Raw genomic sequence first — 21276 nt, 5'->3', positions numbered from 1 at the left:
CCGCCGATCCGTCATCCGGCGGAACGGGAACGCCGCCGACGAGCGCCCGCAGTTTTCGTCCGCAGGGTGAGGACCTCCTGACCCGCGCCGCCGGCGTCCCGGGCGACGTGCTGTTCCTGCTCAACCGGGCAGCCGGCCCGGAAACGCTGGGTGCGGTGATCGGCCACGAGCGGATGCTGCTCGGCTCCCCGCGACTGGCGGCTGCGGGAGCCCGCTGAGCCGGTCAGGACGGCGAAGACCTCAGCAGGCGGACCACCGCCGGTCCCACGGTCACCGCACGGCACCCGCACGACGACGTCGGCCGAGGCGGTACTAGGCGCCTGCCTGCGGGACCGTGGCCGCCGGTGGAACCCACCGCTCGGTACGGGGTACCGAGCTGGAGACGCCGTAGTCCTTCCTGAGGTGTTCGGGGATGGCGTAGTGCATGACGCGCCCGCGGGTCAGCGAGGACAGCTCGAGAACGGTCGTGAGATGGCCGAGCCGGTCCAGGGCCCAGGCTCCCAGCGGTGAACGGTCCTCGACGGTCTCCAGTACGCCGATCAGACGCGGCACGGCCTTGACGACGGTGTCCCACGAGGTGCGGGGCACGCCGAGCCAGTCGCCGCAGGTGTCGCCGACGAGGTGCCGGATGAGGGCGGACACGACCGGGTCGAAGAAGGTGCCCGGCACGACCTCCTCGTACAGGTCGATGAGCTGGCGTGTCAGATGCGCGCCCTCCGGCGACGGACCCATGTGCCGGAGCATGTAGAGGTCGAGGAAGCCGCGGGCCTCTTCGAGGGTCCCGGGTACCGCGTCCTGGTCGACACCGAGCATGGCGCCGACCACGCGCCAGGCGTAGTAGTACGCCTGGGCGCCTTCCTCCGACATGTGGATCCCGAGGCGGTGCAGGCTGTCGAGGACGAGCATGGAGAAGAACATCTGACCGCCGATCATGTCCTCCTGGCAGATCGGCGTTCCGAGGGCCGCGGTGTCCCAGCGCTCCTCACGCTCCAGATGGTGGCGGATGGAGGCGTGGAGGAGGCGTACCTTCTGCGCGGCGGGGATGAAGCGGCCCCCGGACTCGAAGGCGTCCGGCTGCATCAGATGCACGGTGAACTGGCCCGTCTCCGCCATCCGTTTCGAGGGGTAGTCGAGCCCGTGGGTGGCCGACAGCAGTTTCGCCACGTGGGGGACGACGTAGCACGCCGGCATGGAGGCGAAGGACAGGGCGGTGGAGATGTGCACGTTGTTGTCGATGAAGAACAGGCGGGCCTTCTCCATCTCACCCCAGTCGACCCAGGCCGGTGGTGCGCCCGTCACCTCGAGGTACTCGCGGGCGACGTCGGGAAGGCCGTCCGGCAGGGGAGCGCCGGCGGTGGAGACGTAACGCATCAGGGTGTTGAACTTCCCCACCTCCCCGCGTTCGAAGAGGGTGGCGACGGTGGCGTCGGCGAGTTCGTCACCAGTCCGGCGCAGGGCGTTCAACGACGACTCGGTGTAGCGCACGGTGAGGCTCCTCGGGCTGTGTGGGTGGTGCACGACGTCTACGGGGCGCGGTGGTTCCGAGGACGGAGAGCGACAGCGGCCGGGCGACGAACGCCGGTGCCGCCCGCCGCGCGTGTGATCAGGCCCCACGGACCGCGACCGAGTGCGCCAGCGCGGTGAGAGCCGTGGTGGCGGGGGTCGGCAGAGCGAGCCCGTCCAGGGCGGCGAGGGCCTCCTCGACCCGCTCGGTGATCATCTTCTCGACCCGGTCGGGAGCGTCGAGCCGGCGCATCAGCTCACGAGCCGCGTGCAGACCGTCCGTGCCGGGATCACGCCGCCCCAGGAGGGCACGCAGCTGCCGCCGTTCGCTGTCGTCGGCGACACGCCAGGTCTCCGCGAGAAGGGCCGTGGGCCGGCGGCCCCGCAGGTCGTCGGTGTTCGCCTTGCCGGTGGCCTCGGGGCTCCCGAACAGGCCGAGCAGATCGTCCCGCAGCTGGAACGCCTCGCCCAGTGGCAGACCGTACGCGGAGTATCCGGAGCGCACCCGGTCACCGGCTCCCGCGAGGGCGCCGCCGATCAACAGGGGCTGCTCGACAGTGTACTTGGCGGTCTTGTACCGGATCACCTTCAACGATTCGACGGTGTCCGGAGGCGCCCCGGTGCGCAGGATCTCCAGACACTCCCCGGCTATCAGGTCCCGCGCCAGGGCCGACCACAGCGGGCGGGCCCGGGCGAGATAGGCCGCGGGCAGGCCACTGGTGGCGAACAACTGCCCCGCCAGCCCCATCAGCAGGTCGCCCACGAGCATCGCCAGCGACCTGCCGGCAGAGACGGAACGCGGGCGGCGGCGCACGGCACCACGCAGGGCGATGTGCGCGGTGGGGCGCCCGTGGCGCAGCGGACTGTCGTCGATGAGGTCGTCGTGGACGACCGCGGCGGCGTGCACCAACTCCATCGAGGCCGCCGCCCGGACGAGCGACTCGTCGTCCGGCTGCCCGGCGGCCCGCCAGCCCCAGTAGCAGAACGCCGCCCGCAGCCTCTTCCCGTGCGCCACGGAGGACTGCAACTGCTCGGCGACCGGACCCAGCGCCGGGTCCACGGCTGCGAACTGCTCCGCCTCCTGGGCGACGTACCGTCGCAGTACGTCGTCGACGCGCGCCTTGAACTCGGCCGGGTGCCACCGGTCATGCGTCATCGGCGGCCCGCCGGACGAGGGCTTCCCGAGCGAGAACCTCGAGGTGGGCCGGGGGAGCGGTGGACCAACGGCCCAGCACCAGACGGCCCCTGGCGATCAGATCGTGCTCGGCCTCCGCCGCCAGTTCCGCGGTGTCGGAGCGCCGGAGCAACCCACGTACCGTGCCCAGGACCGAGCCCGCCGTGGACACCGCCAGATCCGCCAGCCCGGCCACCAGCAGCACGGCCCGCCCGTCCGGCCCGGTGCGCCAACCCGCATCCCGCGTCATGCCGTCTCCCCTCACCCGCAGAAACCCGGCGACGCCGGTCGAAGCGCCGCACTCCTGAGGATCGGGTCGCGCACGGCACGGGAACGGCGGAAGTCACCAACGAGTGAGCGCTTCGCCCGGTCGTACGGTTCACACCCACCCTGGGTGCGCGACGCCCAAACCTCGCCGTCCCCGTGTCATCGAGCCGAACGGACGGGGGAGGGGGAGGTCCTGTCGGGCGCCGATCCCGCGGACCGTGACCCGGCGGCCGGCCCGAGAGGAGTGATGACACACCCATCATGACAGGTCAGAGGGCATTTTCGTAGGACGAACAGCACGTCCGACAAGCCTTGTTGGAGGCCTTGCCGTCGCTCCAGAATCACCGTCATGAATCACAGGGAGAGCGTCGATCACGATGCGGTACTGCGAGCACGGACTCTGCTGCTCGGATCCGGCACCATCAACGTCCACGAGGCCGTCGACGCCTATCGTCTGCTCGCCCGGGTGAACCCGGCGGTGTACCTGCCACGCCTGTCCCAGGCGCTCCTGGAGTACGGCACGGTCGTCCCGGGGGATGCGGAGACCCGGCTGACCGTCCTGACCGAGGCCGCCGCGGCGGCCCGGCGGATGAACGACGACGAACCGAAGCGGGCGGCACTGCTGCTGAAAGCACTGGAGGCGTGCGAGCGGGAACTGCTCCTCCTGGGGCGGACCGAGGAAGCCCGGGCGGTGCGTGAGGAGTCGGACCCGACCGGCCGGGCGGAAGGGCGAATCGGGTGACACGGCCCGGCTGACACGGTGTCCTTCGGGACGGCCGCTCCGGGTCACATCGCCGGGCTGCCGGCCGTCCCGACGGGGCGTGCCGGCCCCGGAACGACGGGCGAACGGGCCACGGCACGCGACAGGTGACCGTGGCCCCGGCCCCGGCAAGGCGGACCGGGGGCGGTCGTCGGCACACGGGACTCCCTTACGATCGTGCACGTGTGCGCAAACGTCATAGTCGCGGAAGACGACGCGAAACAGGCCGAGTTGGTCCGCCGGTACCTCGAACGCGAGGGGCACTCGGTCACGGTGGTGTCCGACGGCCTCTCCGCCCTGGAACAGGCGAGGCGGGGGACGCCCGACCTGCTCGTCCTCGATGTCATGATGCCGCGGGCCGACGGGCTCGACGTGGTCCGCATCCTGCGTGCCGAGCAGCGTGAGGTGGCGGTCCTCATGCTCACCGCCCGGGCCACGGAGGACGATCTGCTGCTGGGGCTCGACCTGGGCGCGGACGACTACATGACGAAGCCCTACAGCCCGCGGGAGCTCATGGCACGGGTCCGCACCCTCCTGCGGCGCACCCGCCGGGAGGGGGCACGAGAAGACGGCGGCCAGGTGCTGCGGGTGGGGACTCTCGCCGTCGACGCCGCGCGCCACGAGGTCTCGGTGGACGGCGTCGGGGTCGAGTGCACACCGGGGGAGTTCCGCCTCCTCTCCACGATGGCGGCCGAGCCCGAACGCGTCTTCACCCGCGAGCAACTGCTCGCCGAACTCCACGGCTTCGACCGGTACATCAGCAGTCGTACGGTCGACGTGCACATCATGAACCTCCGCAAGAAGATCGAACGCGCTCCCAGGCGTCCGGTCCGGCTGCTCACCGTCTTCGGCGTCGGCTACAAGCTCATGGACCCGCTGAAGGGCGCACCACGTGCCGCGGCGCGCTGAGAAGACCGCGCAGCGCCTGCGGCTGCCGCTGCGCAAGAGCCTCCTCGGCAGGCTCCTGGCGGTGTCGGCGCTGGTAGCCGCCTGTTCGGTGGCTGCGACCGCGTGGCTGGCCGTGCAGACCACGTCCGGTGCGATCGAGCAGGAGCAGGGCCGCAACCTCGCCGCCGACACCCGTGTCCTGGACACCCTGCTCGCCTACGCGGCACGGCACCCCACCTGGGACGGTGTGGGCGCCACGGTGGACGATCTGGCCGACGCGTCCGACCGGAGGATCACGCTGACGACGCAGAGCCGGCAGATACTCGCGGACTCCGCCGGCTCGTCCCCGCCCCCACCGGCGCTGCCTCCCCAGGCGTCGGCGGTCGTGGACCCGCTGTCCGTGGCCGACGTCTCCTCCGGTTCCGGCGCGGGATCCGGTTCGGTGACCGTCGCGGATCCCGGAACGGGCGGGGCGCAACGCTCCGGGACCGACCGGGTCGACCCGCGGGCCGTCGGACCGTTCGAACTGTCCGAGGCCGAGCGCACGTCGCTCCGGCGCACCGCCGACGAGGCGGTGCAGTGCCTCAGCCGGTCCGGTATAGCCTCCGACGTCGTCGAGGGTCCCAGCGGCCGGCCCCGCGTCCAGGTCGTGGGCAACGACCCCGACCGTCTGAGCGGCAGCCGGTGTTCGACGGACGCACTGGACCGCCCCACCGGGACCGAGGCCAAGGCGCTCGTCGCTCTCAACGAACTCGTCAACGCCTGCCTGGACAGGCAGGGACGCGAACCCGTTGAGCTCGATCTCGACCTGTCGTGGAGGACGGGCGACGAGCCCTTTCCCGCGTCCGCCGTACCCATGCCGACGCCCGTGCCGAGCGTCAGTGTCCCGAGGGAGGCGATGCCGACCGAGTTGGCCACGCCCGCACCCCTCGACGGCGAGAACGACCGCGACATCGCCTCCTGCGTCGGCATCGCCCGCCAGGAGCAGCTCAGTTCGTACGTCGCCTCACCCGCGCTGCTCTTCATCAGCGACCCGGGCGGCGGTGAGGTCCCCGGCTTCGACCTGTCCCCCGGGAACACGGCGAAGATCACCGGGGTCGCGGCGCTCGTCCTCGCTCTCACCGTGGGCGCCTCGGTGCTCGCGGGAGTCCGGCTCGTGCGGCCGCTCCACGACCTCACGGGAGCGGCCCAGCGTATGCGCGACGGCGAGGCGCCGTCGCACGTCGTGGTCGCCGCGGACAACGAGATCGGCCGGCTGGCCACCGCATTCAACGACATGTCCGCCCACCGCGCCCGGATGGAGGAGCAGCGCAAGGCCATGGTCAGCGACGTCGCGCACGAACTGCGCACCCCGCTGAGCAACATCCGGGGATGGCTGGAGGGCGCACAGGACGGCATCGCCGATGCGGACGCGACGTTCGTCTCCTCGCTGCTGGAGGAGGCCGTGCAGTTGCAGCACATCATCGACGACCTCCAGGACCTGTCGGCCGCCGACGCCGGGGCGCTGCGCCTGCATCCCGAACCGGTGCGGATCGAGGAACTGCTCGCCCATGTCGTGGCAGCCCATCAGGCGCAGGCCGACGCCGCCGGCGTCAGCCTCACCGTGACCGGTCCGGAGGGGCATGTACCCGTCCCCGGGCTCGAGGCCGACCCGGTCCGGCTGCGGCAGGCGATCGGCAATCTGGTGTCCAACGCCGTACGCCACACGCCGGCCGGAGGCCGGGTCACGCTGCGCGCCGGTGCCACGGGGGCCGGGGGAGCGGACGAAGAGGTGCTGCTGGAGGTCGCCGACACGGGCAGCGGAATCGCGCCGGAGGACCTGACGTACGTCTTCGACCGGTTCTGGCGTGCCGAGAAGTCACGCAGCCGGCGCACAGGGGGCAGCGGCCTGGGGCTGGCGATCGTCCGCAAACTCGTCGAGGCGCACGGCGGGACGGTGGACGTGGCCAGCACGGTGGGCCAGGGGTCGGTCTTCACCCTGCGGCTGCCGCGGTCCGGCCCTGATCCGATGAACACGGCGGTCTGACAGCTTCCTCACAACTTCACTCCAGTCTGTGGGCATGCCCGGCGCCCGACGCGCATCCGTGCGCGGGCACCACCAACGCCGAGCTGGAATCGGAGTTCTTCATGTCCCTTCGCCCGACCCTGAGGACCGTGGTCCTCGCCACCGCCGCCATCGGCGCGGTCCTGCTCCCGTCGACGGCTGCCGTCGCCGACGACTCGCCCACGGCGGCTCCCGCCGAGCGTGTGACGGAGCCCTCAGCCGCGGCCGAGCCCTCGCGGGTCAGCCCCAGGCCCGAACCCACCGAGCTCGCCGAGTCGCCCACCCCGGTACCGGCCGAGTCCGTGCCCGCCGGAGCCGTACCGCGCGGCGGTGTCGACGCCGGCGAGCGTCCGGCCGGCGAGGCAGGTGGCACCGCGCTGTACGGTTCCGCGGCCGGTGCGGTGCTGCTCGCGGGCGCAGGCGTCCTCGTGCTGCGCCGCCGGTCCTCGGCACAGCGCAACGGCTGATCCCACACCGTGGCGCCGCTCCCCGGACGGGGGCGGCGCCACCCGCCGTTCGTCCACCGACGCCCGACCCCGCACCGGAGCACTTCATGCGCGCATTCACACCGAACCCGTCATGGCGGACCATGGTCTCCGCCACCGCGGCCACCCTGCTGATCACCCTTGCCGGAGGCTGCGGCGCGCCCGAGGCGCCCGAGCCCCCCGCCAAGGAGAAGGTCCCGCAGACCTCCCGGGCCGCCGACGCGCCCAAGGCACCCGCGCCGACGCGGCTGACCGTCCCGTCGCTGGGCATAGACAGCGAGCTGCTGCGGCTGGGGCTGAACGAGGACGGCACGGTCGAGGTCCCGCCGGCAGAGAAGGGGATGACGGCGGGCTGGTACGCGGGCGGTGCCGTTCCCGGCGAACCGGGCGCGGCCGTGCTGATCGGCCACAACGACACACGGTTCGGCAAGGCCGTCTTCCACGACCTGCACACGATCGCCGAGGGCGCGGACATAGCCGTGGCCGGCGGGGGAGGGAAGGAGACCCACTTCACCGTCACCAGGACGGAGACCGTCCGCAAGGACGCGTTCCCCACCGACAAGGTCTACGGAGCGACGGACGACCGCGTGCTCCGGCTGATCACGTGCGACGGCGACTTCGACGCCGCCGGCCACCCCGTGGACAATCTCATCGTCTACGCGACGCTGCGCTGACGGAGACCTCTGCCCGGAGCCGTACGGGCGAGGCCGCCGCAAGGCCGTCCGCCCGCCGCCCCGGTCCGCCGGCCGGTCCCGTCAGGTCCGGCCGGCGTCACTCCTCGGACTCCTGACTCCCCGTGAGGCCGACCGGCACACGCCTTCGACCGCCCCCGACCCCGTCCGCCGCAACTCTTGACGAGTACACGCACGCGGGCCAAGAATGATCGCGCAGCAGACATGACAACGTTGTCCACGTCTCGAGAGGCGCTCATTCCATGAGATGGACCCAGTGGATCCGCGGTGCGGGGACGGCGGCTGCCGCAGCCGCCCTCCTCGGTGGCGCCGTCGCCGCACCCGCCGCGGCGGACGGAGGCGGCCACGCCGAACGCGGTCGGCTCACCGATCTCGTCAACCCCTTCATCGGAACCGAGAACGAGGGCAACACCTACCCCGGTGCCGCGGTGCCGTTCGGCATGGTGCAGTTCTCGCCCGACACCGGGCACAACACGGGATACGACTATTCGGAGACCCACATCAGGGGCTTCTCCACCGTCCACATCTCCGGCGTGGGCTGCGGCCTCGGCGGAGACCTGCCCGTGCTCCCCACGACCGGTGACATCACGTCGACGGACAACGCCGCGTACGCGGCCGAGTTCAGCCACGACGACGAGAAGGCCGGCCCCGGAACCTACCGGGTCGGCCTCAAGACGGGCATCGAGGCCGAGCTGAGCGCCACCGAACGCACCGGCGTGCAGCGTTACACCTTCCCCGCCACGGACAAGGCCAACGTCCTCATCAACGCGGGTCAGTCGCTCCACAGGACCGTGAACACCGAGGTCGAGATCCTCGACGACCGGACCGTTCGCACGGCCATCACCGGCAGCGGCTTCTGCCAGGACACGAAGCCGTACACGGTGTACACCCTCACCCGGTTCGACCGGCCGTTCACCGTCTCCGGCACCTGGAAGGGTGACACCGTCACCCAGGGGTCCACGGTCTCGTCCGCCGGCGGCGAGCGCAACGGCGCCTTCGTGCGATTCGACACCTCCGAGGACCGCACCGTCGAGGCGACCACCGCGATCTCGTACGTGGACGCCAAGGGAGCCGAGCTCAACCTCCGTGCCGAAGGCGGCCGTTCGTACGACCGTGTCGCGCGTGCCGCGCAGGCCGCCTGGGAGGACCGCCTCGACGACGTCCGGGCGAAGGGCGGCAGCGAGACCCTGCGCCGGACCTTCTACTCGTCCCTGTGCCGCTCGTTCCTCGCGCCGAACATCGGCAGCGACGTCGACGGCCGCTACACCGGCTGGGACCAGGAGATCCACAGGGCCAAGGGCTTCACCTACTACCAGAACTGGTCGCTCTGGGACACCTACCGAACCCAGGCCCAGCTCCTGTCGCTGCTCGCACCCCACGAGTCCCGTGACATGGCGATCTCGGTCATCAAGATCGACGAGGACAGCGGCTGGCTGCCCAAGTGGGGCTACGGCACCGTCGAGACCAACATCATGACCGGCGACCCGGTCACCCCCTTCCTCACCAACGCCTACCAGCAGGGACTGCTCAAGGGGTACGAGGAGAAGGCGTACCGCGCGCTGAAGAAGAACGCCGACGGTGTGCCGCCGGCCGACTCCGCCCCCGTGGGCCGTGAGGCCAACAAGGAGTACCTGGCCGACGGATTCGCCCCCTACGTCAAGGGCAGGGCCCATGTGAAGCCGGGCGACTCCGACTACGACCACGGTGCCTCGGCGACCCTGGAGTACGCCCTGTCGGACGCGATGCTCGGGCAGATGGCGAAGGAACTCGGCCACGGGCAGGACGCCGCGCGCTATGCGGAGCGGGCCCAGAACTACCGGAAGATCTTCGACAGTTCGACCGGCTTCTTCCGGGCGCGCGACGCGGACGGGAACTTCACCGGTCCTGTCGACCCGGCGCAGAGCGAGGGCTTCCACGAGGGCACGTCCTGGCAGTACCAGTGGCTCGTCCCCCAGGACCTGCCCGGCATGGTCTCCCTGATCGGGGGAACGGAGTCGGCGAACGAACGGCTCGACTCGTTCTTCGCCTACGAGCAGCTGCTGCGGGACCCGTCGAAGACCGCCCGCGAGGTGTGGGTGAACGGGCCGTACGACTACTACAACGCGGACAAGTACAACCCGCAGAACGAGCCCGATCTGATCGCCCCCTACACCTACCTCTCCACCGGGCAGCCCTGGAAGACGACGGACGTGGTGCACGCCGCGCTCACGCTCTTCACGGACACCCCGACCGGCATGACCGGCAACGACGACCTGGGGACGATGTCCGCCTGGAACGTCCTCTCCTCGATCGGCGTCTTCCCGGTGCAGCCGGGGACCGACACCTGGGGCCTGTCCACGCCGGTCTTCGAGCGGGTCGACCTGACCCTCGACCGGCGCTACTACCCCAAGGGCCGCCTGACCGTGAAGGCGCCGGGCACCTCCGACTCGGTGCGCTACATCCGGTCCGCGCGTACCGACGGCGCCGCCTACGGGAAGACCTACCTCACCACCGAGGACATCCGCGGAACGCGGGAACTGTCCTTCGAGGTCGGTACGACGCCCTCCGAGTGGGGGACGTCGGCGGACGCCGCACCGCCGGCCCTCAAGTGACCCGCTGAAGTACCCCCGTACGTGTGCGTGGCCCGCCCCTCGACGAGGGGCGGGCCACTGCTCTGTGCCGGGATGTTCAGCCGTTGAAGCGGTCCGGGTCGAAACCGGTGCGCTCGTCGCGGTTCAGGGCGTTGATCTCGCCGATGTCACCTTCGGTGAGTTCGAAGTCGAAGAGGGCGAAGTTCTCCTCGATGCGCCGCTGGGTCACCGACTTGGGGAACACGATGTCACCGCGCTGCAGGTGCCAGCGCAGGGTGACCTGCGCCGTCGACCTGCCGACCCGCTCGCCGATGCGGACCAGCGTCGGATCGTCGAGCACCTTGCCCTGCGCGATCGGGGACCAGGCCTCGGTGGCGATGCCGTGTTCGGCGCCGAAGGACCTGACGGCGTCCTGGGTGAGGTAGGGATGGACCTCGATCTGGTTGACGGCCGGCACGACGACACTGCCGTCCAGCAGACGGCGCAGGTGGTGCGGCTGGAAGTTCGAGACCCCGATGCTCTTGACCCGTCCCGAGCGGTAGATCTCCTCCAGGGCCTTCCAGGTCTCCACGAAGTCACCCTTGTCGGGAAGCGGCCAGTGGATGAGGAAGAGGTCCAGATGGTCCAGCTGGATCTTCTCCATCGTGCGGTCGAAAGCCTTGAGCGCGTCGTCGTACGCGTGTGCGTCGTTGTCCAGTTTGCTGGTGACGAAGACGTCGCTGCGGTCGAGACCGGAGTCCCGGACCGCCTCGCCGACCTCCTTCTCGTTGCCGTACATCTGGGCCGTGTCGATGTGCCGGTATCCGGCCTTCAGAGCCGCCAGAGTGGTCTCACGGGTTTCCTGCGGCGGGATCTGGAAGGTACCGAATCCGAGCTGGGGGATCTCCACGCCGTTGTTGAGCGTGATGGCGGGTACTGAGGGCACGGGAGACTCCTTGCCGTCGGTGTGAGGGTGCGTACCGGTCCGGGAGCGGGCTCGCGGACGCCCCGGGCGTCACCGGGACGCCGCGGGTGCGGGCTGGTCCGACCCGGCTTCCGGCATGACGGAATGCCTCATTCCGTCCTCACTGCGGCGTACCCGTCACCAAACAGGGCAAACATATGGATCTCGCTCGGTGGACGGCCTCCTGTGCGGGGTCCGTGCAGGGGCACGCTCCGCGCCGTGAGCCGGTACTGGCCGGGCTGACGCCGCTCCTCGCGCCTGTCCGGACCGGCCGGGCCGAAACGTGGGCGTGCCGGATGCCCGACTGCTCCGCACGGCGGCTCACGGCGTAGCGTCACACCGGACCGGCGGCCCGGGACCAGACGCGCTGCAGACTCCGGTAGTCGATCAGTGTGATGCCCTCCCGGATCACGGCCTCCCGGGCCTCCGGCGATGTCAGGAACGCGTGGTCCGTCCTGCGCACCGGCCGCCCGTCGTCGAGGGCCTCGGTCTCCCGGCCGTCCAGGGCGGGGTGGACGGCCCACTCGCTGAGCCCGGCCGGCAGTTCATGGAGCAGCCGTCCGTAATGCTCCGCCTTGCCCTCGGTCGGAAGCGAGAAACTGTCGAGGAAGTCATGGTCGACGACGGGCAGCCCGCGTCGCCGCATCGCGTGTCGTCCCTTCTCCAGCCAGACGCGTACGGCCAGGCCGTACTCCGCCGCCAGCCCCACGGTCAGGTCCAGGACGTCGTCGCGTCCACCGTCGGCCAGGCAGTGGAAGTCCAGGTGCGTGGGCGCGAGCCCGGCGTCGGCGACGGCGTCGATCTGCGCGCGGAACTCGGTCTCGACCTCGTCGGGCCGCGCCCGCCCGAGCAGAGCGGCGCGCCCGGCCGGGGTCGGTTCGAAGAGGTTGCCGCAGGGGTCCAGGAGGGAGGGCACCTTCTCCGCCGGGCTGAGGGGGCCCCAAGGGGAGCGAGGTGACTCGCACACCAATGTGAGGTGGATCCCGAAGGGAACGGCGGGGTGCCGCCTGAGCAGTCGCACGGCGTCGGGCGCGGCCGGACACACGGTCATGAGACTGCACGAGGTGGCTATCCCCTCCTCGACCGACTCGATCACCGCGGCGTTGACCGTGGGACGCATCCCGAAGTCGTCGCAGTTGACGATCAGCAGGCGGGCGTCCGGCGGGAACCCCAGGCTTTCGTTCGTCCCCGTCGGAGGAGTCGGTTCCGGGTGTTCGGCGGGGGCTCCATCCATGTCCGCAGTCTGGTCCACGCCTCGCCGGTCGCGCACCTGGATTCGGCCGGGAGCGAGGTCGTGGAAGGTCGCGCCGTCGAAGCGCTTCGATGAAGAGTGCGATGTGATGACGGGCTAGTCGTACGAGCGAGATCCCCTGTCCGCCTGTGCGGTTCACTGAGGCTCCCGGGATCAGGTCCGGTCGACTCTATTGACAGCCCCACGCTCGGCTGTCATCTTCGAAGCGCTTCAACGATCATGGCCGTGGGACACGGTCCTGGCCCGAGCCCCGAGGACAGATCATGGCGTTCTTCGACAATCCCGTGATACCCGGCTTCAGTCCGGATCCGAGCATCTGCCGCGTCGGCGAGGACTACTACGTGGCGACGTCCAGCTTCGAGTACGTGCCCGGCGTACCGCTGTGGCACAGCCGGGACCTCGTGCACTGGCGGCTGATCGGGCATGCGCTGGACCGCCCGTCACAGCTGGCGCTTCCTGACGACGCCCCGTCCTCCTGCGGGGTTTACGCCCCCACCCTGCGGCACCACGACGGCCGTTTCTGGATGATCACGACCGTGGTGGCCGGCGCCGGCAACATCCTGGTGACCGCCGAGGACCCCGCCGGTCCGTGGTCGGAACCCGTGCCCGTCGGAATTCCCGGCATCGACCCCGATCTGGCCTGGGACGACGACGGGAACTGCTGGTGCGTCTTCTCCCACGACGGGATCCGAGGGGTGCGGATCGAACCGGAGACGGGCGAACTGCTCGGCGAGCCGGTCGAGATGTGGTCGGGCAGCGGGCTCCAGTACCCCGAGGGCCCGCACCTCTACCGGATCGGTGACTGGTGGTATCTGCTGCTGTCGGAGGGCGGTACGGAACGGGGCCACGCGATGTCGGTGGCCAGGGCCCGCTCGCTGCCCGGGCCGTTCGAACCGCACCCGGACAACCCCGTGCTCTCCCACCGCAGTACGGGGCACCCGGTGCAGAACACCGGGCACGGCGATCTGGTGAAGGCGCACGACGACTCCTGGTGGATGGTGCTGCTGGGCACCCGGCCCCGCGGTGACACACCGAAGTTCCACGGCATGGGCCGGGAGACGTTCCTGGTGCCGGTCCGGTGGGAGGACGAGTGGCCGCTGCCGGGGCCGCTGGAACTCCGCGCCCCCGCACCGCTGCTGGCTCCGCACCCCTGGCCCGCCGAACCGCACCGCGACGACTTCGACTCGCCCGCCCTCGCACCCTGCTGGGTGTCGCTGAGGCGGCAGGACCCGAGCGCCGTACGCCTCGGCGAGCGTCCCGGCCACCTGACGCTCCACGCCCGTGCGGTCGGCATGGACAAGCCCGGAGCCCTGTTCGTGGGACGGCGTCAGCGCGACCCCGACTGCGGCGCGCTGACGCGGATCGACGTCGGTGAGGAAGGCCGGGGCGGGCTCGCCGTACGGCTGGACGAGGCGCACCACTACCAGGTCGAGGTGGAGGGCGGCACCGTGCGCGCGGTGGCCCGCATCGGCCCGTCCCGTACGACGGTCGCCGAACGGACCGTGCCCCCCGGGCCTCTGACGCTGCGGATCGACGTGACCACCACGGAGGTCCTGCCGCCCACCGTCACCGTACGTCCTGCCGGCCCCGAGGCCGACGCGCCCTCCGGCCTGCGCGTCGGTGGCCCGGACACCCTCCGGCTCGGTTACGAGACCGAGGACGGCCACTTCGAGGTCCTCGCCGAACTCGACGGCCGATACCTCACCACCGAGGTCGCCGGCGGCTTCACCGGCCGGGTCATCGGCATGTACGCGACCCGGGGAGCCGTCGCCTTCGACTGGTTCGAGCTGCGGCCGGCATGAGGGGCCCCACGGCCGCCGTCCGGGCGGCGGCCGTGGCGCGACCGCGGGGTTCAGCGGGCCAGGGTGGTCTCCAGCCACTGCAGGACCTCGGGTGTGACCGGGTCCGTGATGTCGGCGAACTCCTCGTGCTTCTTGAGGAACTTCGCGACGTACGGGCAGACCGGAACGATCCGCTTGCCCGCGTCCCGCACGTGGGTCAGGGCCTCCTGCACGAGGGCGGAGGCAAGACCCTGGCCCGCGAAGGCGTCATCGATCTCGGTGTGGAAGAAGACGCGCTGCCCGTCGCGGTCGCGGTAGGCGGTGAAGCCCGCCGTCACCTCGCCGGCCAGGATCTCGTACCGGTGCCGGGCGTCCACGTTCCGGACGAGGGGGGTGGCGGCCTGGGTCATCGTGTGCTGCCTTTCGGACGTGTCGGGTTGCCACGCGGTGCGATGGTGGCGTTCGGGAGGGCGGGGGCGGGGATGCGGCCGCCGGGGTAGCCGTCGACCTGGCCGAAGCGATCGGAGGACGCCTCCCAGTCCTGGCGTGCCTCGACGATGTCCTCGTGGCTGCGGCCGACGAAATTCCACCACATGACGATCCGTTCCTCGAACGGGGTTCCGCCCACGAGCACCGCCCGGGCAGGGGCGTCCGTCTCGTTGGTCAGGGTCATCGTGCGGTTCCCCGTGCCGGTGTAGCCCAGCTCCGACCGGCGCAGAGGCGTTCCGTCCAGACGGATGGTGCCCTCGTCGACGAGGAGACCGTGCTCGAAGGACGGATCGGTGTCGAGCGTCGTGGTCGCGTGCGGTTCGAGGACGATCTCGGCGCCGAGCAGCGGGGTGAAGGCCGGGACAGGTGAGGTGTCTCCGGCGAGAGACCCGAGGAACACCCGGACGACGGCTCCGTCCAGGTGCACCGGACCCGGTACGTGGTGCCGGAAGTCGCGGCCGGTGTCCCGGTGCTCCCCGGGGAGCGCCACCCACAGCTGGACGCCGTGCAGCACGGTGGTGCCGGGGGTCGAGACCTCCGTGTGGCTGATGCCGTGGCCACCGGTCATGAGGTTCAGCTCTCCGGGCCGTACGAAGGCGTGGCTGCCGAGGCTGTCGCGGTGCTCGATCTCGCCGCTGAACAGCCAGCTGACGGTCTGCAGGCCGATGTGCGGATGCGGGGCCACGTCCATCCCGCCCGTCTCCGCGATGTCGTCCGGGCCGTAGTGGTCGATGAAGCACCAGGCGCCGATGAGCGTCCTGGCCCGCTGCGGCAGCGTACGCCGCACCGTCATCGCCCTCGGGCCGCCCAGGGGGACGTCACGTGGCGTGAGGATCTCCACCGCGCTCCCGGGCGCCGGCTCCCGGCCGTCGGGACCCGTGTGCGGAGCTACCCGGTCCGCGTCCGCACCACTCATCGACGGCCCTCCGGTGCGACAAAGGTGCTTACATGTTCAACAATCATGCTTGATCATAAGCCGTCGCCCCCTCGGGCGGCCACGGCACGACGAGGGGCGGCACGTCCCGGTGAGGAGTCCAGGGTGAACGGTACGGAGGCGGATCGTGCGGACAAGCGGGTCTACGTGGACAAGCGGAGTCCGGAGGCCTTCCGCGCGCTGACCGCCACGGCCGAGACGGTGCGCACGGTCGCCCAGGAGGCGGGGCTGGACCGCACCCTGGTCGAACTGGTCAACCTGCGGGTGTCACAGATCAACGGCTGCGCCTACTGCCTGGACGTCCACACCCGGTCCGCCCTGCGCGAAGGCGAGACGACCCGGCGGCTGGGCGTGCTGGCGGCCTGGCGCGACACCGAGGTGTTCACAGCCCAGGAGCGTGCCGCACTCGCCCTCGCCGAGGCCACGACGCACCCCGCCGACGCCGCCCTCCAGGACGACGCCTACGCCACGGCACGCCGGTCCCTCTCCGAGGACCAGATCTCGGCCGTGATCTGGGTCGCCATCACCATCAACGCCTTCAACCGGGTCTCGATCATGAGCAAGCACCCCGTGCGCGGCGTTCCCCGGCAGTGACGTGACCCCGAGCTTCGGACCCGCCCGGACGTGCCGGGCCGACCCGGTTTCGCCCTTCCATCCGCTGGTCGGGTGAACTCCGCTCCGACCCCGCCGTGTGCCGGGCAGGCATAGACGCATCCGCGGTCCTCGCGGCCGGAAGCACCGGTGGACGCGGAAGCGGACCATCGGGCGAAAGGGGCTGTCCATGCTCGGTCCACGAGCGACGCGGGCAGGGACCGGCGCGAGTGCCGGCCCCTGCCCGGGCACGGGTGGCGGCCGTGCCCCTGACACGTTCGGCGGAATCGCGGCGGCCGTCGACGCCTTCCTCGCGGACCACCTGCGCACCAGGCTGGAGGAAGCGCGCCAGGTGGACGCCGTGTTCGCCGGGGAGGTGGCGTCCCGGGTCGCCACCTTCGTCCTGCACGGCGGCAAGCGGCTCCGGACGGCGTTCGTCCGGTGCGGGTGGCTGGCGGCGGGCGGGTCCGGCGACCCCGGTACTCCGCTGCGCGTCGGTGCCGCACTCGAACTGCTGCAGGCCTGCGCGCTGGTGCACGACGACGTCATGGACGGATCGCCGGTGCGCCGGGGCGCGCCGGCCGTGCACGCGCAGTTCGCGCGCCTGCACCGGGAGGGCCGTATGCACGGCTCCGCCACCTCCTACTCCGCCACAGCCGCGGTCCTGGCCGGAGACCTGGCACTGGTGTGGGCCGACGACCTGCTCACCGGGACGGCGCTCGGCTCCCCGTACGGCGGACAGCTGCACCAGGAGTGGCAGGCGATGCGCGGAGAGATGGTCGCGGGGCAGTACCTCGACATGCGGGCCCAGGCGGCCGGTTCCTCCGACGAGGCCCAGGCCCGGAAGATCGCGACGCTCAAGAGCGCGCTGTACACAGTGGAGCGGCCGCTCGCCCTCGGCGCGTCCCTGGCCGGGGCCGATGCCCTCGCCATGGACGCGCTGCGTTCCGCCGGACGGTGCGCGGGCCTCGCCTTCCAGCTCCACGACGACCTGCTGGGAGCGTTCGGGGACCCCGCCGTCACGGGGAAGCCCGCGGACGAGGACCTGAGGACACGCAAGCTCACCGGCCTCCTCGCGGCCGCTCTCCGACTCGCCGAGGAGTCGGGCGACACCGAGGCTCTGGCCGTACTCGGCCCCGAGGCGACGGACACCGGCCCCGAGGGGCCGGAAGCCGGTGAAGGGGTGGCCGGCCGGATGCGCGCGGCGTTGGAACGCACGGGCGCGCGCACAGTGGTGGAGGAGGAGATCGCCTGCCTCTCGGCGTCGAGTCTGCGCCACTTCGCGGACGCCGGGGCGGACGAGCGCGCCAGGGCGGAGTTCGCCGCACTCGTGGCACGGGCCGCCGGTACCGCCGCCTCCTTCCCCGGCGGGGAGGGCGCATGAGGACCGTCTCCGGCGCCACGGACCACGTGGTGGTGGTCGGGGCCGGCCTGTCCGGTCTCGCCGCCGCCCTGCACCTGCTCGGCGCGGGACGCCGGGTGACCGTCGTCGAACGCGACGCCGGGCCCGGAGGCCGCGCCGGACGGCACGAACTCGGCGGCTACCGGATCGACACCGGGCCGACGGTGCTGACCATGCCCCACCTGGCCGACGAGGCCTTCGCCGCCGTGGGCGACAGCCTCCACCGGCGCGTCGAGCTGATCCCCCTCCACCCCGCCTACCGGGCCCGGTTCGCCGACGGCGGCCGGATCGACGTGCACACGGACGGCGACGCCATGGAGGCCGAGGTACGGAGGTTCGCCGGGGACGCGGAGGCGGCGGGCTACCGTCGGCTGCGGAGCTGGCTGGAGCGGTTGTACAAGGCCCAGATGCGCCGCTTCATCGACACCAACTTCGACTCGCCCTTCCAGCTCCTTCATCCGGATCTCGCCAGGCTCGCGGCGCTCGGGGGCTTCGGCCGGCTCGATCCGCAGATCGGCAGATTCCTCTCCGACCCGCGGCTGCGCCGGGTCTTCTCCTTCCAGGCGCTGTACGCGGGAGTCGCCCCGGCCCGTGCCCTGGCCGCCTACGCCGTCATCGCCTACATGGACACGGTCGCGGGAGTCTGGTTCCCGAAGGGCGGCATGCACGCGCTGCCCAGGGCGATGGCGGACGCGGCCGCCGACGCCGGGGGCGAGTTCAGATGGTCCGCCGAGGTCGAGGCCCTGGAACGGTCGGCGGGACGGGTGCGGGCCGTCCGTCTGGCATCCGGCGAACGGATCGCCTGCGACGCGGTCGTCCTGACACCGGACCTGCCCGTCGTCCACCGCCTCCTGGGCCGGGCGCCACGCCGCCCCGTACGACTCCGCCACGCGCCCTCGGCCGTGATCCTGCACGCCGGAACGGACCGCACCTGGCCGGAACTGGCACACCACACCCTCTCCTTCGGCAACGCCTGGGAGCGCACCTTCGACGAACTCACCAGGACCGGACGGCTCATGAGCGACCCGTCGCTGCTCATCACCCGCCCGACGACGCACGACCCGTCGCTCGCGCCGCCCGGCAGACACCTGCACTACGTCCTGGCCCCGTGCCCCAACACCACGACCGGCCCCTCGGCGGGCACCTGGCGCGGCCTCGGACAGCGCTACCGTGACAGCCTGCTGGCCGAACTCGAGCGCCGGGGGCTCGACGGCTTCGAAGCGTCCATGGACCAGGAACTGCTGGTCACCCCGGCGGACTGGACGGCCCAGGGCCATGCGGCGGGCACCCCGTTCTCCGTGTCGCACACCTTTCCGCAGACCGGCCCCTTCCGGCCGCGCAACCTTGTACGCGGTCACGACAACGTCGTCCTCGCCGGGTGCGGAACCACTCCCGGGGTGGGTGTGCCGACCGTCCTCCTGAGCGGCAAACTCGCCGCCGCGCGCATCACCGGCCTTCCCCGCGCGACGGTCGCGCGCCGCCGTCCCGCCGTCCTCGAAGGGCAGAGCCGATGAACCGCCGTGAACTGGACGCCGCCGGGATCACCGGACCCGCGCTGCGCGACGCCTACGCCCGGTGCAGGCGGCTCAACGCCCGGCACGGCCGGACCTACTTCCTGGCCACCCGGCTGCTGCCGGTCGAACGACGCTGCGCCGTGCACGCGCTGTACGGTTTCGCCCGCTGGGCCGACGACATCGTGGACGACCTCGACCGCCGGCGGTCGCCCGATGAACGCGACCGTCTGCTGCGCCTGCTGGAGAGCGACCTCGTCCACGGACTGGCCACGGGCGGCGGCGACGAACCCGTGGTCAGAGCCGTGGCCGACACCGCCGGGCGCTACGCCATCGACCACAGCCTGTTCGCCGACTTCCTGACGTCCATGCGTAGCGACCTGACCGTCACCGACTATGCGACGTACGCCGACCTGCGCGCCTACATGCACGGTTCCGCAGCGGTGATCGGCCTCCAGATGCTGCCGGTGCTCGGGACTGTCGTGCCCCGTGAGGAGGCGGCTCCGCACGCGGCCGCCCTCGGCGTCGCCTTCCAGCTGACCAACTTCCTCCGGGACGTGGGCGAGGACCTGGACCGGGGGCGCGTCTACCTGCCCGCGGACCTGCTCGCCGCCCACGGGGTCGACCGGCCGCTCCTGGAGTGGAGCCGCCGCACCGGACGGCACGACCCGCGCATCAGGAACGCCTTCGTCGAGGCCGACGCGGTGATCCGGACCGTGTACGGGGAGGCGGAGCCGGGCATCGCCATGCTGGAGCCGCGCGTACGGCCCTGCATCCGCACCGCGTTCATCCTCTACCGGGGGATCCTGGACGCCATCGCCGCCGACGACCACCGGGTCGTGCACCGTCGTGCCGTGGTGCCCCGCCGCCGGCGGTCCGTCATCGCGGCGGCTGGAGTCGCGCGAATCCTGGGGGCGCGGATGCGGACGCGGCCGTCCGCCCCGGAGCCGGGCGCGGTCGCCGGGGCGGAGGGCTCCCTGCGATGAGCGGCCGTCGGACATCGACCACGTGGACGTCACCGCTGCGCCTGCGGCGCGCGCCCCGATGGGACCGGCAGGTTCCGACCTGGCGCGAGGCGAAGCCCGCCGTGATCGCCGAAGCGCTCGAGCGGTCCGGAGCCCGGCCGTCCGGCAACTGGTACGTGGTCGGTGCCTCCCGGGACTTCGGGGCACGGGACCGCCCGTACGGCCGCACGGTCGCCGGGGTGGAAGTCGTGTTGTGGCGGACGGAGGACGGTGCGCTGCGCGCGGGCCCGGGGGAGTGCCCCCATCTGGGTGCGCCGCTGCGCGACGGACGGGTGGTGTGCGGGACGCTGCTGTGCCGCTGGCACGGACTGGGCCTGGACGGCGGGCCGTTCGCCGGGTGGGAGCCGTATCCGCTGCACGACGACGGGGTTCTGGTCTGGGTGAGGCTGGACCGGGCCGGGGGCGAGACCCCGCTGGACCGCCCGGTCGTCCCGGCGAGACCCGTGCCGGGAACGGCCGTCGACGCGGTGTTCACCGCGGTGGGCAGATGCGAACCGGAGGACGTCGTCGCGAACCGGCTCGACCCCTGGCACGGCTCCTGGTTCCACCCGTACGCGTTCGTCGGGCTGAAGGTGGCCGGCACCCCGGAGGACGGCCAGGACGACGCGTTCGCCGTCGACGTCTCGTTCAAGGTCGCGGGCAGGCTGGTGGTGCCGGTCCGGGCGGAGTTCACAGCGCCCGGACCGCGCACCGTGGTCATGCACATCACGGACGGCGAGGGCGCCGGTTCGGTGGTGGAAACTCACGCCACACCGCTCACCGCACCCGGCGCGGCGGATCCGAGGACGGCTGTCGTCGAGGCCGTCGTCGCCGCCTCGGGCCGGCGGGGCTTCGCCCTGGCGCGCGCGGCCGCGCCGGCCCTGCGGCCGCTGATGCGCCGGACGGCGGGCCGGCTCTGGCGCGACGACCTGGCGTACGCCGAACGCCGCTGGTCGCTGCGGAGCACCGGGCGCTTCCCCGGCTGA

Annotated in this window: 19 protein-coding genes; 12 read left to right on the top strand and 7 right to left on the bottom strand. The window is 71.8% G+C overall.

Translation table 11 applies throughout. From position 1 onward, the window contains the following. Nucleotides 1-312: 312 nt before the first annotated feature. The 3 genes from LWJ43_RS01865 to LWJ43_RS01855 form a co-directional block, all read right to left on the bottom strand. Nucleotides 313-1485: an oxygenase MpaB family protein gene (locus LWJ43_RS01865; RefSeq protein ID WP_277330498.1), complete on the bottom strand. Its 1173-nt coding sequence runs from the start codon at nt 1483-1485 to the stop codon at nt 313-315. A gap of 118 nt (nt 1486-1603) precedes the next feature. Beyond that, nucleotides 1604-2659 (bottom strand): polyprenyl synthetase family protein, encoded by a 1056-nt coding sequence (locus LWJ43_RS01860; protein ID WP_277330497.1) that lies wholly within the window; start codon nt 2657-2659, stop codon nt 1604-1606. Further along, nucleotides 2649-2927, bottom strand: coding sequence for a polyprenyl synthetase (locus LWJ43_RS01855; protein ID WP_277330496.1), 279 nt, complete (start codon nt 2925-2927; stop codon nt 2649-2651). Before LWJ43_RS01855 ends, LWJ43_RS01860 begins: the two co-directional genes overlap by 11 nt. Before the next feature lie 366 nt (nt 2928-3293). On the opposite strand from LWJ43_RS01855, the gene LWJ43_RS01850 reads away from it, so the two are divergent. The 6 genes from LWJ43_RS01850 (at nt 3294) to LWJ43_RS01825 (ending at nt 10404) form a co-directional block, all read left to right on the top strand. Continuing rightward, on the top strand, nt 3294-3686 hold the full coding sequence (locus LWJ43_RS01850; RefSeq protein ID WP_277330495.1) for a hypothetical protein: 393 nt from the start codon (nt 3294-3296) through the stop codon (nt 3684-3686). 201 nt (nt 3687-3887) lie between these two features. Continuing rightward, nucleotides 3888-4613, top strand: a complete 726-nt coding sequence (locus tag LWJ43_RS01845; protein ID WP_277330494.1) for a response regulator transcription factor — start codon at nt 3888-3890, stop codon at nt 4611-4613. Then, nucleotides 4597-6618 (top strand): sensor histidine kinase, encoded by a 2022-nt coding sequence (locus LWJ43_RS01840; RefSeq protein WP_277330493.1) that lies wholly within the window; start codon nt 4597-4599, stop codon nt 6616-6618. The genes LWJ43_RS01845 and LWJ43_RS01840 overlap by 17 nt, the downstream gene beginning before the upstream one ends. Before the next feature lie 101 nt (nt 6619-6719). Further along, nucleotides 6720-7103 (top strand): hypothetical protein, encoded by a 384-nt coding sequence (locus LWJ43_RS01835; RefSeq protein WP_277330492.1) that lies wholly within the window; start codon nt 6720-6722, stop codon nt 7101-7103. Nucleotides 7104-7189: 86 nt separating this feature from the next. Further along, nucleotides 7190-7795, top strand: a complete 606-nt coding sequence (locus LWJ43_RS01830) for a class F sortase (protein WP_277330491.1) — start codon at nt 7190-7192, stop codon at nt 7793-7795. A 260-nt stretch (nt 7796-8055) separates the two neighbouring features. Further along, the gene (locus LWJ43_RS01825; RefSeq protein ID WP_277330490.1) at nt 8056-10404 is read left to right on the top strand and encodes a GH92 family glycosyl hydrolase; all 2349 of its coding nucleotides are present in this window, start codon (nt 8056-8058) and stop codon (nt 10402-10404) included. A gap of 76 nt (nt 10405-10480) precedes the next feature. On the opposite strand, the gene LWJ43_RS01820 is transcribed toward LWJ43_RS01825, so the two are convergent. Next, nucleotides 10481-11308, bottom strand: a complete 828-nt coding sequence (locus tag LWJ43_RS01820) for an aldo/keto reductase (RefSeq protein ID WP_277330489.1) — start codon at nt 11306-11308, stop codon at nt 10481-10483. Nucleotides 11309-11660: 352 nt separating this feature from the next. Then, nucleotides 11661-12560, bottom strand: a complete 900-nt coding sequence (locus LWJ43_RS01815) for a carbohydrate deacetylase (RefSeq protein WP_277330488.1) — start codon at nt 12558-12560, stop codon at nt 11661-11663. A gap of 281 nt (nt 12561-12841) precedes the next feature. Between LWJ43_RS01815 and LWJ43_RS01810 the strand changes: the two genes are divergently transcribed. Next, the gene (locus LWJ43_RS01810) at nt 12842-14380 is read left to right on the top strand and encodes a glycoside hydrolase family 43 protein (RefSeq protein WP_277330487.1); all 1539 of its coding nucleotides are present in this window, start codon (nt 12842-12844) and stop codon (nt 14378-14380) included. Nucleotides 14381-14430: 50 nt separating this feature from the next. Here LWJ43_RS01810 and LWJ43_RS01805 read toward each other — a convergent pair whose 3' ends face one another. Next, nucleotides 14431-14769, bottom strand: a complete 339-nt coding sequence (locus LWJ43_RS01805) for a GNAT family N-acetyltransferase (protein WP_277330486.1) — start codon at nt 14767-14769, stop codon at nt 14431-14433. Next, complete coding sequence (locus LWJ43_RS01800; RefSeq protein ID WP_277330485.1) at nt 14766-15764, bottom strand: pirin family protein; 999 nt, start codon at nt 15762-15764, stop codon at nt 14766-14768. The genes LWJ43_RS01805 and LWJ43_RS01800 overlap by 4 nt, the downstream gene beginning before the upstream one ends. A 123-nt stretch (nt 15765-15887) precedes the next feature. Here LWJ43_RS01800 and LWJ43_RS01795 point away from each other — a divergent pair, with 123 nt between their 5' ends. The 5 genes from LWJ43_RS01795 to LWJ43_RS01775 all read left to right on the top strand — a co-directional run bounded on the left by LWJ43_RS01795 (nt 15888) and on the right by LWJ43_RS01775 (nt 21276). Continuing rightward, the gene (locus LWJ43_RS01795; protein ID WP_277330484.1) at nt 15888-16376 is read left to right on the top strand and encodes a carboxymuconolactone decarboxylase family protein; all 489 of its coding nucleotides are present in this window, start codon (nt 15888-15890) and stop codon (nt 16374-16376) included. Between the two features lie 187 nt (nt 16377-16563). Then, nucleotides 16564-17757 (top strand): polyprenyl synthetase family protein, encoded by a 1194-nt coding sequence (locus tag LWJ43_RS01790; RefSeq protein ID WP_277330483.1) that lies wholly within the window; start codon nt 16564-16566, stop codon nt 17755-17757. After that, a complete protein-coding gene (gene crtI, locus LWJ43_RS01785; RefSeq protein ID WP_277330482.1) occupies nt 17754-19289 on the top strand; it encodes a phytoene desaturase family protein in 1536 nt (511 codons plus the stop codon). The genes LWJ43_RS01790 and crtI overlap by 4 nt, the downstream gene beginning before the upstream one ends. Continuing rightward, the gene (locus LWJ43_RS01780; RefSeq protein ID WP_277330481.1) at nt 19286-20272 is read left to right on the top strand and encodes a phytoene/squalene synthase family protein; all 987 of its coding nucleotides are present in this window, start codon (nt 19286-19288) and stop codon (nt 20270-20272) included. The genes crtI and LWJ43_RS01780 overlap by 4 nt, the downstream gene beginning before the upstream one ends. After that, nucleotides 20269-21276, top strand: coding sequence for a DUF5914 domain-containing protein (locus LWJ43_RS01775; protein WP_277330480.1), 1008 nt, complete (start codon nt 20269-20271; stop codon nt 21274-21276). Before LWJ43_RS01780 ends, LWJ43_RS01775 begins: the two co-directional genes overlap by 4 nt.

Origin of the sequence: Streptomyces sp. JH34 (genome assembly GCF_029428875.1) — a bacterium.
In the GTDB taxonomy this organism is placed as follows: Bacteria; Actinomycetota; Actinomycetes; order Streptomycetales; family Streptomycetaceae; genus Streptomyces.
The sequence above is the reverse complement of the archived record's forward strand: the minus strand, read 5'-3'. Positions and strand labels throughout refer to the sequence as shown.